13 protein-coding genes and 1 pseudogene are annotated in these 14,681 nt (G+C 69.0%); 7 read left to right on the top strand and 7 right to left on the bottom strand.

Annotated features, from left to right (window positions below; genetic code table 11):
- Positions 1-349: 349 nt before the first annotated feature.
- Positions 350-1,198: pseudogene (locus ASD42_RS35345) on the bottom strand (DUF3027 domain-containing protein); the annotation flags it as partial.
- Between the two features lie 8 nt (positions 1,199-1,206).
- On the opposite strand from ASD42_RS35345, the gene ASD42_RS19505 reads away from it, so the two are divergent.
- The 3 genes from ASD42_RS19505 to ASD42_RS19515 all read left to right on the top strand — a co-directional run bounded on the left by ASD42_RS19505 (position 1,207) and on the right by ASD42_RS19515 (position 4,501).
- Positions 1,207-1,983 carry a glutaminyl-peptide cyclotransferase gene (locus ASD42_RS19505; protein WP_056818623.1) on the top strand — a complete coding sequence of 259 codons (777 nt, stop codon included), beginning with the start codon at positions 1,207-1,209 and terminating at the stop codon, positions 1,981-1,983.
- A gap of 92 nt (positions 1,984-2,075) precedes the next feature.
- Positions 2,076-3,974 carry an MFS transporter gene (locus ASD42_RS19510; protein WP_056818625.1) on the top strand — a complete coding sequence of 633 codons (1,899 nt, stop codon included), beginning with the start codon at positions 2,076-2,078 and terminating at the stop codon, positions 3,972-3,974.
- A complete protein-coding gene (locus tag ASD42_RS19515; protein WP_056818626.1) occupies positions 3,971-4,501 on the top strand; it encodes a DUF2771 domain-containing protein in 531 nt (176 codons plus the stop codon). The genes ASD42_RS19510 and ASD42_RS19515 overlap by 4 nt, the downstream gene beginning before the upstream one ends.
- Positions 4,502-4,557: 56 nt before the next feature.
- Here ASD42_RS19515 and ASD42_RS19520 read toward each other — a convergent pair whose 3' ends face one another.
- The gene (locus ASD42_RS19520; RefSeq protein ID WP_056818628.1) at positions 4,558-4,983 is read right to left on the bottom strand and encodes a cold-shock protein; all 426 of its coding nucleotides are present in this window, start codon (positions 4,981-4,983) and stop codon (positions 4,558-4,560) included.
- A gap of 161 nt (positions 4,984-5,144) precedes the next feature.
- Between ASD42_RS19520 and ASD42_RS19525 the strand changes: the two genes are divergently transcribed.
- Together ASD42_RS19525 and ASD42_RS19530 are read left to right on the top strand one after the other, a co-directional pair.
- On the top strand, positions 5,145-5,381 hold the full coding sequence (locus ASD42_RS19525; RefSeq protein WP_056818630.1) for a hypothetical protein: 237 nt from the start codon (positions 5,145-5,147) through the stop codon (positions 5,379-5,381).
- A 373-nt stretch (positions 5,382-5,754) separates the two neighbouring features.
- Positions 5,755-6,363 (top strand): transglycosylase family protein, encoded by a 609-nt coding sequence (locus ASD42_RS19530; RefSeq protein ID WP_056818632.1) that lies wholly within the window; start codon positions 5,755-5,757, stop codon positions 6,361-6,363.
- A 65-nt stretch (positions 6,364-6,428) separates the two neighbouring features.
- On the opposite strand, the gene ASD42_RS19535 is transcribed toward ASD42_RS19530, so the two are convergent.
- Complete coding sequence (locus ASD42_RS19535) at positions 6,429-6,620, bottom strand: hypothetical protein (RefSeq protein WP_056818634.1); 192 nt, start codon at positions 6,618-6,620, stop codon at positions 6,429-6,431.
- 154 nt (positions 6,621-6,774) lie between these two features.
- On the opposite strand from ASD42_RS19535, the gene ASD42_RS19540 reads away from it, so the two are divergent.
- Positions 6,775-9,066, top strand: a complete 2,292-nt coding sequence (locus ASD42_RS19540; protein WP_056818636.1) for a helicase-associated domain-containing protein — start codon at positions 6,775-6,777, stop codon at positions 9,064-9,066.
- On the opposite strand, the gene ASD42_RS19545 is transcribed toward ASD42_RS19540, so the two are convergent.
- A complete protein-coding gene (locus ASD42_RS19545) occupies positions 9,063-9,578 on the bottom strand; it encodes an LppU/SCO3897 family protein (RefSeq protein ID WP_131816667.1) in 516 nt (171 codons plus the stop codon). The two genes, ASD42_RS19540 and ASD42_RS19545, sit on opposite strands and share 4 nt — an antisense overlap.
- A gap of 96 nt (positions 9,579-9,674) precedes the next feature.
- Between ASD42_RS19545 and ASD42_RS19550 the strand changes: the two genes are divergently transcribed.
- Positions 9,675-10,517, top strand: a complete 843-nt coding sequence (locus tag ASD42_RS19550; protein WP_056818638.1) for a hypothetical protein — start codon at positions 9,675-9,677, stop codon at positions 10,515-10,517.
- On the opposite strand, the gene ASD42_RS19555 is transcribed toward ASD42_RS19550, so the two are convergent.
- From ASD42_RS19555 to ASD42_RS19565, 3 genes are all read right to left on the bottom strand, one after another.
- A complete protein-coding gene (locus ASD42_RS19555) occupies positions 10,514-11,905 on the bottom strand; it encodes a M1 family metallopeptidase (RefSeq protein WP_056819307.1) in 1,392 nt (463 codons plus the stop codon). The genes ASD42_RS19550 and ASD42_RS19555 overlap by 4 nt on opposite strands.
- 85 nt (positions 11,906-11,990) lie before the next feature.
- Entirely contained in the window at positions 11,991-12,656 is a 666-nt protein-coding gene (locus ASD42_RS19560) for a DUF3239 domain-containing protein (RefSeq protein WP_056818639.1), read from the bottom strand.
- Positions 12,657-12,755: 99 nt separating this feature from the next.
- On the bottom strand, positions 12,756-14,423 hold the full coding sequence (locus ASD42_RS19565) for a DNA repair helicase XPB (protein WP_056818641.1): 1,668 nt from the start codon (positions 14,421-14,423) through the stop codon (positions 12,756-12,758).
- Between the last annotated feature and the right edge of the window lie 258 nt (positions 14,424-14,681).

Here is a 14,681-nt window from a genome sequence, read left to right on the forward strand (position 1 = left end):
CCTCGGTGACCGGTGCGGTCTCGGCCGTGATGACCTCTTCGGCCGTTTCCGGCAGCGCACCCTCGGCGAGCGCCGAACGCTCGGCGTCCACCGCGGCCACTGCCGCGGCCTCGGCGGTTTCCTGCTGATCGCCCGCCTGCTCGGCCGCTGCCTCGCCGACCGCGGTCAACGAGTCAGGACTCGGCTCGGTCGCGGAGACCGGGGTCGCCGGGTCGGTCATCGTTTCAGCCGCGATCTCCACAACCTCGATCGCGGGGTCGGCGGTCGTCTCGGCGACAACCTCCACAACCTCGATCGCGGGGTCGGCGGTCGTCTCGGCGACAACCTCCACGACCGCTGTTGCGGCGTCGGCGGTCTCGGGCGCGGCATCGTCGACGGTCGTTGCCGGGTCTTCGGCGGCCACCTGGGACTCGGCCTCGTCGATCGCCTTCTCGACAGCCGGGCGGACGATGTCGACGAAGTCCACCGCATGGTCGTCGAACGCCTCGTACAGCGGCGATCCGTTGCCACTGGGGGCGACCACATCGGAGTGGGCGCCACAGCCGTAGGCGATGTGGACGACGTGACCGTCGGCGCCCATCGCATTGCCGCAGACGCCGAAGGACTCGCGCAGGGCGCCGGCCAGCGGCAGGTAGAAGCCGCACATGCCGCAGGGCGCCGGGGCGGCCTTGGCCATCTCGGTATCGGGGCCGAACTCGGTGAACCACCGCTCGGCGGCATCGGCGCGACCTTCGACGCTGAGAACCTGCACGCGGCCGAGGCCGACCTCGCGGGCCACCTCGTCGATCACCGGATCGCCGGTGGCCACGTAGCCGGGGACGAGGCGGGGGTCGTCGGCGGGCGTGGCGAGCAGGTCGCCGGGGCCTAGGTCGCCGGGGCGCACACGCTGGTCCCACGGGATGAAATCGGGGGCGATCAGGGCATCGAGGGCAGGCAACAACGCCGACTCGCTCACCGTCGCGTGGTCGGCACCCGGGGGCGCGGCGACCACGACGGCCCACTGCCAGCCGCGGTAGCCGGGCAGGGTCGCCTCGAACCGGTGGGTGGCCGCGGTGTCGTCCTCGGCGCTCACCCCCAGATGGACTCCTACCCCGTCGGGTTCCAACGCGACGAGCGCACGACGTGCGACCTCGGCCGCGTCGGCCAGAACGGGACGCACGCCGGACTCCGAAACAGATACTGCGCTCACGACATACATTTTGCCGTATGAAGTGCAATCGCAGTTCGTTGGCCGTCGCAGTGCTGGTCAGTGTGCTCGGCGCGGGGGCTTGTGGCGGACCCGAGGAGCCCGGTCCGGCGCGGTTGCGCGTCGAGGTGATCGGCTCGTCACCGCACGATCCACAGGCCTTCACCCAGGGCCTGGAAGTGGTCGACGGCATCCGCTACGAGAGCACCGGCATGTGGGGCGTGTCGACCGCGCGGGCCACCGACCAGCGCACGGGCGCCGAAACAGCCCGCGTCGACCTACCCGGCCGGGTGTTCGGCGAGGGCATGACCCGGGCGGGCGCGATCGTCTGGCAGCTGACGTGGCAGGACGGCTTCGCCATCGCCCGCGACCCGGTGACCCTCGCCGAAACCGGTCGCGCCGCCTATGCGGGCGAGGGCTGGGGTCTGTGCGCGCAACCACACCGGTTGGTGATGAGCGACGGCACCGGCACGCTCACCTTCCGCGACCCGGTGACCTTCGCGCAGACCGGTGCGGTGACCCTGTCCGGCTATCGCGATCCGAAGCCGAACGAGTTGGACTGCGCCGAGGACGGCACGGTCTACGCGAACAACTACCCGACGGACGAAATACTGCACATCGATCCCGAGACCGGCCGGATTCTCGCCGTCATCGAGGCGGCCGGGCTGCTCACACCCACTGAACGAGCGGGCACCGATGTGCTCAACGGCATCGCTCACCTACCCGGCACCGATCGTTTCCTGCTGACCGGAAAATACTGGCCGCGCATGTTCGAAGTACGTTTCGTCGAGAAATAGGGGTACCTCCACAGGGTGAATCAGGACGATGTGGCCGACATTGCCGCGGCGCGAGTGAACACGCACAGCCCGAGTGCGACAGAATTGGACTTGTGACTACGCCCCGCGATCCATCCGGTCCCGACCGTGGTCGCCGGGACGGTACTGCCGCCGACCCGCACCCCGGCTACGGGCAGTACCCGCCGCGCGCACCGCGCAAGGTCTTCCCCCGGCCCGAACGGCCGCTGCCCGCCGAGCCGCCGACGGGCCGGTCGAAGAGCCTGTTCCGCCGCAACCGCCCCGTCGACCCGGCCGCCCCGACCACCCCTGTGCCGACAGCGGGTAAAGCCGCGCGCGCACCGACGGAGTATCCGAAGAGCCGACCGGTTCCACCGCGCAGCGAGCATCCGAGTCCGCCCGCCGACGAGCGGGGCCGACCGGCCGCACCACGCGACGAGCGATGGCACGCCGACCCGGCTCGTGACGAGCAGCCACGGTCGATCCCGGATCGCGATGGCACCGGCCCGGATGGCACCCGCCCTTTCCCCCGCGACGAAGGCGTCGACGACCCGATCAACCAGCGCGTCCCGCGCAAACTCACCGTCACCCGCGTAGCCGCCATGCGCAGCCGTGAACTCACCGAACGCGGCATCGCCACCTTCCAGCGCGCCGCCAAGGCGGACGGGGCCGATCAGTCCGGCCTGACCGCGCTCACCTACGCCACCATGGCGAACTTCGCGCTCGACGCCGCGATCGCCGTCGCCCTGGCCAACACCCTGTTCTTCGCCAGCGCCACCGCCGAATCCAAAACCAAGGTGGCCCTGTACCTGCTGATCACCATCGCCCCGTTCGCGCTGATCGCGCCCCTGATCGGTCCGCTGCTCGACCGCCTGCAACGCGGTCGCAGGCTGGCGCTGGCGACGACCTTCGGCCTGCGCGCGGGTTTCGCGCTGCTGTTGATCTTCAACATCGACACCTGGGGCCTGTATCCCCTCGCCCTGTGCATGATGGTCGGCTCGAAATCCTTCGCGGTCCTCAAGAGCGCGGTGACTCCGCGCGTGCTGCCACCGGATATCGACCTGGTCCGCACCAATTCCCGGCTCACCGTCTTCGGCCTGGTCGGCGGCACCATCGGCGCGGGTGCGCTGGCCGCGCTCGCCGCCCTGATCGCTGGTTCCACCGGTGCGTTGATCTTCGCCACCGGCATCGCCATCGCGGGCGCGTATCTCAGTCTGCGCATTCCGAGCTGGGTCGAGGTGACCGAGGGCGAGGTCCCCGCGACACTGACCTATCACGGCCCCGATGCCAACACCGAGGTCATCGAACGTGGCCAGGATTCCCCGGTGCCCGCGCGGAAACGGCGTCAGCCGCTGGGCCGAGCCGTGGTCACCGGTCTGTGGGGCAACAGTTCGATTCGGGTGCTCACCGGGTTCCTCACCTTCTACATCGCCTTCGTGGCCAAGGGTTCCGGCGGCAGCCCCACCGAACAGGCGGCGATGCTCGGCCTGGTCGGCGCGGCGGCGGGCATCGGCAACTTCAGCGGCAATGCGACCGGCGCCCGACTGCAACTGGGCAGACCGTCGCCGGTGGTACTCGGCTGCACCGGCGCGTGCGCGGTGGTGGCGCTGTTCGCCGCGTTCACCGGAAACCTGTTCGGCGCCGCCGTGGCCGCGCTGGTGGCCTCGGCGGCCAGCGCGCTCGCCAAGGTATCCCTCGACGCCGCCATCCAGGACGACCTCCCACCGGAGTCGATCGCGTCCGGCTTCGGCCGCTCGGAGACCGTGCTGCAACTGAGCTGGGTCGTCGGCGGGGCGGCCGGTGTGTTGATGCCGATCGAGTACTGGAAGGGTTTCGCGTTGATCAGCGTGATCCTGCTGGCCGGTCTGCTGCAGACGTTCGTCAGCTATACCGGGCACTCGCTGCTGCCGGGTCTGGGCGGCAATCGCCCCCAGCACGTCGAGCAGGAAGTGCCCAACACCCATCCGAGAGGGACAGGAGACCCCACCTGGTGAGCAAGCTCAACGCTCGAACGATCGTCGCGCTGGTCGCGGCCGGACTGTTCGCCGTCGTCGCGGTGACCGCGGGACTGGTGGCCTTCGCTGTGTCGAAGGCGCCCACGCACAATCCGAAGCTCACCGCGTACGCGCACGGCACGACCATCACCGTCGACCCGTTCATGTACTGCACGGTCAGGATGGAGGACTGTCGCTACGGCGAAACCGCGCCGCTCGTCGTCCCCGCCGGTGAACCCGTGCAGCTCTCGCTGCCCGACGCGATCTCCCAATCGCCGTGGCTCATCCAGCTGATCTACCAGCGCCCCAGCGGCGAACAGCTGGACCGGGTGCTCAGTTTCGCCGATTACCCCGACCGCGCCAGGGCATTGACCATCGAGTCGAATCCGGAACCGGGTCTGCGCCTGAGCGGCATCGAAGTACAGCTGCCGATCCTGGCCCGCGATATCGCCACCGGCCGGGAGACCTATGTCCCCCACGCCGCCTGGTCGATCGTCACTCCCGAACCGGAGCCGCGCGAGCCCTGACCCAGAAAACGAGACCGGCCCCGAACGCGTGCGTTCGGGGCCGGTCTCGTCGAGACTCAGTGGTCGAGTTCGCGAGCCACGGCTCGCACGACCTCGGAAATCCGCTGGGACATCTTGCGATCCGGGTACTTGCCCCGCCGCAGGTCCGGCTGCACGGTGCTCTCCAGCAGCGTGATCATGTCCTCGACCAGGCCGTGCAGTTCGTCGGGCGACTTGCGCGGCCCGGCGTCCTTGCGCGCGGGCATCTGCCCACGGTCACGGTCGCGCGCGACGGTCGGCGGCGCCTCCAGCACTGTCACACTGAGCGCCTGCGGCCCACGGCGACCGGCGGCCATGCCGAATTCGACACGCTGTCCGGGCTTGAGTCCCTCGACGCCCTCGGGCAGTGCGGACGAGCGCACGTAGACGTCCTCGCCCTCGTCTTGAGACAGGAAGCCGAAGCCCTTCTCGACGTCGTACCACTTCACCCGGCCGGTCGGCACTGCGCTCACCCGTTCATCATTCGGCACCCGAACCCTTGTGGCCCGGGTTACACATTTTGCTTGTCGCGAAAAGAACGCGCCCCCCAACAAGGCGGGACGCGATGTGGTGCGAGTCTACCCCGGTGGCTATAACGCGAGCACATCAGTTTTACGGTTCACCGGTGACGAACTCACCAGATCCGGCCTCGCCCGGCCCTCGACGCTCCGGCGATCGCCTCCTGCACGTGGCTCTCGCCCTGTTCGGCATCGGAATCCTGGCGGTGATCGGGATCTTCGTGACGCCGATCGTGTCCGACAGCGATCCGGGTCTGTGGCTGTACGGCCTGGCGATGCTCGCGCCGGTCGGCTTCCTGCTCGCGCTGATATTCGCGCTGTGGTCGGGCCGACGCGCACGTTGATGCGTCAACCGGGTACCCCTCCAGATACCTTCCAGCCAAACATGTGATCTTCGTCACATAACGGTCCGGTTACGAAGTGAGCGCACAGCCGTAGCGCACATTCGCCACCGCGACTACCTGCGCGGACGCATCAGGGATCACCCTGAGACGACCCCGAGACCCCCCGGGACCCGCCGGTTACCAAATAGTGACATTCGCCGCTGACCGTCGTACCGTTTCTCTCAGCCGGGGTAACCCCCGGAACCACCGGCCCGCCGCACCGAACCTCACCCCGCGGGTACCGGACCCCGATTGGAAACAAGGGATGAGGGCGGACCGGGAGACCTCTCAGTCCGGGCCACATGCAGGTGCGAACGAGAGGAAGAAACCCGATATGAGTGGACGCCACCGCAAGCCGACTTCCACCGGGCGCACTGCTGCCAAGGTCGCCGTCACCGGCGCGATCTTCGGCACCGCAGCCGCAGCCCTCGCAGGAAACGCCAGCGCGGCCCCTGACTCCGACTGGGATCGCCTCGCACAGTGTGAAGCCGGCGGCAACTGGGGTATCAACACCGGCAACGGTTTCCAGGGTGGGCTGCAGTTCTCGCCCTCCACCTGGACCGCGCACGGTGGTGGCGAATACGCCGCCTCCGCCAACCAGGCCACCCGCGAACAGCAGATCGTGGTCGCCGAAAAGGTTCTCGCTTCCCAGGGTTGGGGCGCTTGGCCCTCCTGCTCCTCGCAGCTGGGTCTGAGCAGCGGACCGTCCGAGCGTGTCGCTCCCTCGGCGCCGAGCTGGGCACCGCAGGTCAACGTGCCGCAGGTCCAGGATCCGAGCCAGGAAGTGTTCTCGGCCGTCGACCGCGCACTCACCGTCGTGCAGCAGCAGGGCATCGCCGTGCCGCAGCAGGCTCTCGACTTCGTCAACTCCGCCAAGGGTGCTCCGCTGGACCCGGCCGTGATCGACTTCTTCCAGGCGAACAAGGGTCTGCTGCCCTCCTGATCGCCCGCGCACATAACAAGAGCCCGCATCCTCGAGGATGCGGGCTCTTGTTTTTCTCGTCCGAATTACACCCGGTTGATGGTGGTCTGGGGGTGCACGTACGGCAGCGTTGCGGCCGGGACGGGAAACTCGGTGTCCTCACCGAAAGGCGAGAGATTACCGGCACGGGTCGACGACAGTTCGGTCACGGCGTGCTCGCCGTCGGCCACCTCGGGCCAGCCGTTGTCGACGTAGGGTTTCTTCGATTTGTTCACCACCGGCTCATTCTGGCATACCCAACACAGTGCCCATCAGCGGCTGGCGCCGCAGTTCTCGGCCTGGAGGCCTCGATCTTCCCTCCCTACAGGCACTCCTTCGTCGCGCCCTTCGCTCAGTCCCGATCGAGGCGGCCGAGAACTGTAGGCTCGATCGGTGATCGCGACAGACTCTCTCGCCGATTGGCTCGGTGCGCGCACCGATGCCCAGCTGGTGAAATTGCTGCAGTTGCGGCCCGACCTGGCGGTGCCGCTGCCCGCGTCGATGTCGGTGCTCGCGGTGCGCGCCCAGCAGCGCGCGTCGGTGCTGCGGGCCGCCGACGACCTCGACACCCTCGAGTTCGCGATCATCGAGGCGCTCACGGCCAATGAGGACGCCCGCACCATCGGCGCCGAACTCACCCCGCTCACTCGCACCACCCTGCACGCGCAGCTCGAGGGTCGCGTCACCAAGACCGCGCTCACCGCCGCGCTGACCCGGCTGTTCGACCGCGCACTCGTCTGGCAGGTCGGCGACGACCTAGACCTCACACCCAGCGCCGCCGAAGCCCTCCCCTGGCCGCTCGGCGCGACGACAGCGCTCCCCGACGCCCTCACCGAGCCCGAGGTCACCACGGCGCTGGCCACCGCGAGCCCGCCCGAACGCGCGCTGCTGGACAAACTCGCGACCACCGGCCCGCGCGGTCGCACCAGGGATGCCGCACCGGGCACCGACCCCGATCGTCCGGTGCCGCGACTGCTCGCCGCGCGGCTGCTGCACTGGATCGACGACGAGACCGTGGAGTTGCCCGTCACCGTCGGCCAGATCCTGCGCGGCGAACCCGTCACCGACCCGCACGCGCTCGCCCCGCCCAAACCCGCACTCGTCAAGAACGCCGCCACCGAGGTGAATGCCGTGGGCGCGGGCGAGGTCGGCGAACTGCTGCGCGACGCGGGCGACCTGATCGACGCTCTCGGCAACCTGCCCGCCCCTTCGCTGCGCGCAGGCGGACTCGGCGTGCGCGAATTGCGCAGACTGGCCAAACAGACCGGCATCGACGAACAGCGCACCGGCCTGCTGCTCGAATTGCTGGCCGCCGCGAAACTCGTCGAAAAGGGCCTGCCGGAGCCGACGCCCGACCACGACTCCACCGACGACTTCTGGGCACCGACGCCCGCCGCGGATGCCTGGCTCGACGCCCCGCCCTCGACCCGCTGGGTGACGCTGGCGCAAGCGTGGCTGGAACTGGATCGGATGCCGTGGATGATCGGCCTGCGCGACGCCGCCGACAAGCCGCTCGCGGCCCTGTCGGCGGAGCTGCGCGTCCCCCATGCGGTGCGTGACCGCGCGGCGATCCTCGGCCTGCTCGCCGAGTACCCGACCGGCACCGCCGTGACGCCCGCCGACATCGGCAAGCTGCTGGCCTGGCGGATGCCACGCCGCCGCAGACATTTCCGCCTCGAAGCCGTCACCGCGACGCTCGCCGAAGCTGCGGTCGTCGGCCTGTTGGGCCGCGGCGCTCTCGACTCCGCCGCCAGGGCCCTGCTGCACGGTTCCGTCGCCGACGCCGAATCGGAGATGGCCGCGGCGCTGCCGAAACCGGTCGACCACGTCCTGGTCCAAGCCGACCTGACCGTGATCGCGCCCGGCCCCCTGGTCCCGGAACTCCGCGGCAAGATCGCCCTGGTGGCAAACGTCGAATCGGCGGGCGCCGCGACGGTGTACCGAGTCAGCGACGCCACGGTCCGGCGCGCCCTCGACGCCGGTCTCACCGCCGCCGAACTCCACGCCCTGTTCGCCACCCACTCCCGCACCCCCGTGCCGCAGTCGCTGACCTACCTCATCGACGATGTGGCCCGCCGCCACGGCCAACTCCGGGTCGGCATGGCCCAGTCCTTCCTCCGCAGCGACGACCCCGCGCTGCTGGCCCAGGTCCTCGCCGCCCCGGTAGCCGACACCCTGGCGCTACGCGCGATCGCCCCCACCGTGGCGATCGCCCTGGCCCCGCTGAGCGAAATGCTCGACCAACTACGCAAAGCGGGCTTCGCTCCCGCGGGCGAGGATTCCGGCGGCACCATCGTCGACCTGCGCCCGCGAGGCGCGCGGATTTCGGTCCGCCCCCTGGCCCGCAGGCCGTACCGCCCGACCCCGCCGAACGAGGACCAACTCTCCCAACTGGTCACCGAACTCCGCGCGGGCGAACGCGCGGCGGGTGCCCGCACCGGCCGCTCGGTCCGCACCGACGGCAGCCGCACCGGCACCGCGGCCACCCTCGCCCTGCTCCAACTGGCAGCGAGGGTGGGCCGCCCGGTGAACATCGGTTATGTGGACGCCCAGGGCGTAGCAACCCAGCGGGTGGTCGAGCCGCTGCGCGTCGGCAACGGCCAGCTGGACGCGGTGGACCCGGTCAGCGGGGCCACCCGCCACTTCACCCTCCACCGAATCGCGTCGGTGGCCCTGCTCGATTAGGGCTTCGCCATGCAGAAGGTCGTCTTCGGATCGGGCACCGTCCGGAACTGCGTGGCGTCCACCCCGCACAGCAGTTCATCGGTCTGCCCGTCGATCCGCTTGACCACCTTGAACGTGGCCTCGGGCGCGGTACAGGCGACAGACTTCGCCGGCCGATTGCCCGCATCCGCGTAGCAGCTGCCCTCGGCGAAGTTGGGCGCCAGGCACAGGGTGTTCTTCGCGTCCCCGACCGTGCCGTTGAAGGCGGCGTTGTCGGCCGCGCAGTCCGCCGTGCCGACCTTCGCGATCCGGTAGCCGGATTTCGCCGACGAGCAGTCGCCCACCGTCGCCTTCATCGCGTCGGCGGCGTTGTCACTGACCTCCACGCACGACCCCACCGCGACAGCACCGGCCGACGACGAGTCATCGGACGAGCACGAAACCACGGCACCGACCAGGGCCATCGCGGCCACCGGGCCGAGCACGATCCGCGCCAACAGCCGCTTCTCCGGGAAAATCACTGAAAACCTCACTCACCGAACGGTTCAGGGTGAACACAACGTCGGTGACGATACCCAAGTGCCCCGAGCCCGCGCTCCCCCGTCGAGCAAGCTGTCTACCATCACAACATGACCCTCGACGATGTCGCAGGCGAGCTGTACACCCTCGACCCCGGCGACTTCGTGTCGACCCGCGCCGCGCGCGCCGCCCAGGCCCGCGCCGATGGCGACCGCGACCTGGCCAAGGCCATCACCGCCCTGCGCAAACCTACGGTCGCCGCCTGGACGGTCAACCTGCTGGCCCACCACGCACCGCGGGAGATCGCCACCCTCCTCGATCTCGGCGATGCCCTCCGGTCGGCCCAACGGCAACTCTCCGGCGACAAGCTGCGCGCCCTCGGCGCCCAGCGTCAGCAGGTCGTGAACGCGATGACCAAGCGCGCCGCCGAACTGGCCGCCGAACACGACCGTCCGGCGAGCGAACAGGTGCTGCGCGAGGTCGGCCAGACCCTCACCGCGGCGCTGGCCGACTCCGATGTCGCCGACCTGGTTCGTGCCGGTGTGCTGCCGACCACCGTCACCTACGACGGTTTCGGCCCAGCCGGTCTGGTCGCGATCACCGGCGGAAAAGCCGCGCCCAAGCGCGCGAGCAAACCCACCCCGAAGAACACCGACGCCGATCGGCGAGCCGAGGCCCAACAGGAACTCGATGACGCCGAATCCGGTTTGGCGGCAGCCCGCGTCGATCGCGATGAGGCCGAAGCCGCTGCCGCACAGGCGAAGTCCGACCTCGACGAGATCGAGACCCGCATCGCCGACCTCCGCGACGAGCTCGAACACGCCGAGCAGCAACGCCATTTCGCCCACACCGCCGAACATCGAGCGCGTGGTGAATTCACCGCCGCGCGTAGTCAATTCGACCGGATGCAGCGCTGGGTCGAGCGAGCCCGCGCGCGACTGAGCGAGGACTAGGGGCCCAGGGTGCCCGGATAGAGGAACGCGTCACGCGGCGGCCTCGTCCCATCGAGCCATTCGGCCAGGAACTCACCCAGCGGCATCGAGGTCCGGCTCTGCAGAAATTCCCGGAACTCCGGCATCGAGGCGTGGCCGTCGCGGTGCGCGTTCACGAAATCCCTGATCGCCGTGAAGAACACGTCCTCACCGATCAATTTGCGCAGCGCGTGCAGGAACAGCGGGCCCCGGTAGTAGACGGAGGTGAACTCGTCGCCGACGCCGGGAGCGGCCAGCGCGATTTTCCAGAACTTCGGCTCGTCGAGGTATTTCGCGATCGTCTCGCGGTACTCGGTGTCGACATCGGCGTGGTCGACTCGCTCCGGCCACAGATAGTCGGCGGTATAGCTGGCGAAGCACTCGTTGAGGCAGATGTCGGACCACTGCCGCACCGACATCGTGTCGCCCCACCATTGATGGGCCAGCTCGTGCACCACCGTGTTCAGGTCGGTCCACGGCGCGTAGATGGGGCGGGTCTGGGTCTCCAGCGAGAACGGCAGCTCCGTGTCCACATAGATCCCACCGGCCACGTCGAACGGGTAGGGACCGTAAAGATTTTCGAGGAAGTCGAGGATCTCGGGCAGCCGCTGTTCCTCCTCGCGATTGCCCTCCGATTCCGGCGCGAACGCGCTGAGCACCGTGGTCCCGTTCGCCCGCCGCTGCTCGAGAAAGGTGAAATGGTCCACCGCGACTGTGGTCAGGTAGCCGATCGTGGGCTGTCGTGTCTCCCACGTGGTGACCAGTCGGCCGTTTCGCACCACATGCTCGATGCGATCACCGGTCGACATGACCTCCCACTCGGCGGGCACCGTGGCGTGCAGGGTGAAAGTCGCCTTGTCCATCGGGGTGTCGTTGAGCGGGTACCAGGTACTCGCGCTGTGCGGCTCGCCGGCGGCGAAGGCGCCGCCGCTGGGTGCGTAGGTCCAGCCCGCGCCTTCGGTATCGGCGGCCCCGCCCGCGTAGTCGACGATGATCCGCATCGGAAGTCCGGGTGGCAGGGCTAGCAGGGGCGTGACCACCAGTTCGTGCTCGCCGTCGTGGGCGAACCCGGCGGGCTGACCGTTGACCGTCACCATCAGCACCTCGGGCCCGCTGTAGTCGAGGTTGAACTGCGCCAGGGGTTGGGTCGCACGAGCATCGATGCGGGCCGTGCCGCGCATTTGGTGATCACCGGGTTCGTAGTCGATCGACACGTCGTAGTGGGTGACGTCGTAGCCACCGTTGCCGTCGAGCGGATAGTAGGGATCCCCCAGCCCGGGCGCCCCGATCAACGCCGAATCCGCCGCCACCGGCGGAATTCCCAGCGCCACCAGCGCGAACACCACGCACAACCCGGCCGACCAACGCATGCCGAAGACACCTTTCGCCGAGGCGGATCGCACGGACCCGACCATCGTCGCAGGCGCGCGCGGGCCCTGATGGGCCGCGGTACGCCTAGCCCAGGTCGGTGGGCAGTTGCTGCGGGTCGAGCAGCAGGCGTTTGGTCGCCGTGCGCTTCACCCGTGAGGCCAGCGCCAGGTTCTGCGTGAGCAGCCGCCATTCGACCTCGTTGATGGCGTCGCAGGCCCGCTCGATCACCGCGTCGTCCCGCGTGCCCCAGGCGATCGGCATGGCCGTGACCAGCTGCCACCGTTCGCCGACCTGGCGAGGGGCGCGATCGGTGCGCACCGCGACGGCGGGCACTCGCTCACCCCGCTGCGGTGTGTGGCCGGGCAGCGCGCGCACCTTGCGGGTGATCAGCGCCCAACTGCGCTCCGAGGCGGCGGGTTCGGCGATATCGACCAGGGCGAGCAACACGATGCCGCCCGGCTCGGCATCGCTGACGACGGCGGGTACGAGAACGCCGTCGTGGTAGAGCTTTTCGATGCTGGAACGGTGCGGCGTCCACAATGCCACCCACAGCGCGATGGCCGCGACGAGCACGCACACCACCGCGAGCAGAAAACCCCACGCCTGCCCGCTCCACACCAGCGCCGCCGTGGCCGCCACGGCGAGACCGGCGACCAGCAGTGCTACCAGGCGCAACCTGCGCAACCCGGTGAACGTCTCATTGACCGCATGAGCGTGTTCACGGTCGACCACGAATTCGAAGCGGCGCACGCCTTCCTTCCTAGCACAAGTTGCGGAGGAATTGCCTCCACTTATCTGCCGAGGGGTTCGCACATCGCACGCTACCCCCCTTTGACCTGGCGAACAGTGCTACACGCCGTCTCCGATGGGCGGACCGAGCAGGTCGTCGGCGTCGACGATGCGGTAGGCGTAGCCCTGCTCGGCGAGGAAGCGCTGCCGGTGCGCGGCGTATTCGGCGTCGAGCGTGTCGCGCGCGACCACCGAATAGAAATGGGCCTGCCCCCCATCCTGTTTCGGCCGCAGCAGTCGACCGAGGCGCTGGGCCTCTTCCTGGCGGGAGCCGAAGGTACCCGAAACCTGCACCGCCACAGACGCTTCCGGCAGGTCGATGGAGAAGTTGGCGACCTTGCTCACCACCAGCACCGGGACCTCACCGGAGCGGAAGGCATCGAACAGCGCCTCGCGTTCCCGGTTCTTGGTGGCGCCGGTGATGACCGGAGCGTTCAGGTCGACACCGAGCTCGTCGAGCTGATCCAGGTAGGCGCCGATCACCAGGGTCGGCGCGCCCTTGTGGCGGGCGAGGATGGACTCGACGACCGGGATCTTGGTGCGCGCGGTGGAGCACAGCTTGTAGCGCTCCTCCGGCTCGGCGACGGCGTAGGCCATCCGCTCCGCGTCGGTGAGCGTCACCCGCACCTCGACACAGTCGGCAGGCGCGATCCAGCCCTGCGCCTCGATGTCCTTCCACGGGGCGTCGTAGCGCTTCGGGCCGATCAGCGAGAACACGTCGCCCTCGCGGCCGTCCTCACGCACCAGTGTGGCGGTGAGACCGAGTCGGCGGCGCGACTGGAGGTCGGCGGTCATCCGGAAGACCGGCGCGGGCAGCAGGTGCACCTCGTCGTAGATCACCAGGCCCCAGTCGCGGCTGTCGAACAGCTCGAGGTGCTTGTACTCACCTTTCGATTTACGCGTGATGACCTGGTAGGTGGCGATGGTGACCGGGCGGATCTCCTTGCGCTCGCCGGAGTATTCGCCGATCTCCTCCTCGGTGAGCGTGGTGCGCGCCAGCAGTTCGCGCCGCCACTGCCTGCCCGCCACGGTGTTGGTGACCAGGATCAAGGTGGTGGCCTTCGCCTTGGCCATCGCGGCCGCGCCGACCATGGTCTTGCCCGCGCCACACGGCAGCACGACCACCCCGGAACCGCCCGCCCAGAAGGAGTCGGCGGCCATCTCCTGGTAGTCGCGCAGGTGCCACTTGCCCTCGGTGTAATCGAGGCCGATGTCGTGCGCCTCGCCGTCGACATAACCGGCCAGGTCCTCCGCGGGCCAGCCGATCTTCAACAGCATCTGCTTGATGTGCCCGCGTTCGGACGGGTGCACGATCACGGTGTCGTCATCGACGCGAGCGCCCAGCATCGGTGCGATCTTCTTGTGCCGCAACACTTCCGCGAGCACCGCGCGATCCAGGCTGATCAGGCACAGGCCGTGCGCTGGATGTTTGACCAGCTGCAATCGGCCGTAGCGACCCATCGTGTCGACGATGTCGACGAGCAGCGGCTGCGGCACGGCGTACCGCGAGAAGTTCACCAGCGCGTCCACGACCTGCTCGGCATCGTGGCCGGCCGCGCGGGCATTCCAGAGCGCCAGCGGCGTGATCCGATAGGTGTGCACATGCTCGGGCGCGCGCTCCAGCTCCGCGAACGGGGCAATGGCCTGCCGCGCGTTGCCTGCCAGCTCGTGGTCGACTTCGAGCAGCAGGGTCTTATCGCTTTGCACGATCAGCGGACCGTCGGTCACTGGACTCCTTTGCGGCCGGGGCCGCGGGTTTCGGGGCCTGTAACCCCTCGATTCAGCACTCGAGACTCGCGCCTACGGCGCATGCGCCTCGAGCGCTGAGTCGAGGGGGCGGCCCCGAACGGGCTCGTAAGACTCGCCCTGTGCGGGGTTGCGTTCGGCCTGGATGCTCTGAGTTGATGTGCCATGCCCTGGTGGGCGGCTCGTTCGATTGTACGGACCTGGTCCGACATGGCTCGTGCGGCGATGGTGTGCGAGCGG

The organism is Nocardia sp. Root136, assembly GCF_001427185.1.
GTDB lineage: Bacteria > Actinomycetota > Actinomycetes > Mycobacteriales > Mycobacteriaceae > Nocardia > Nocardia salmonicida.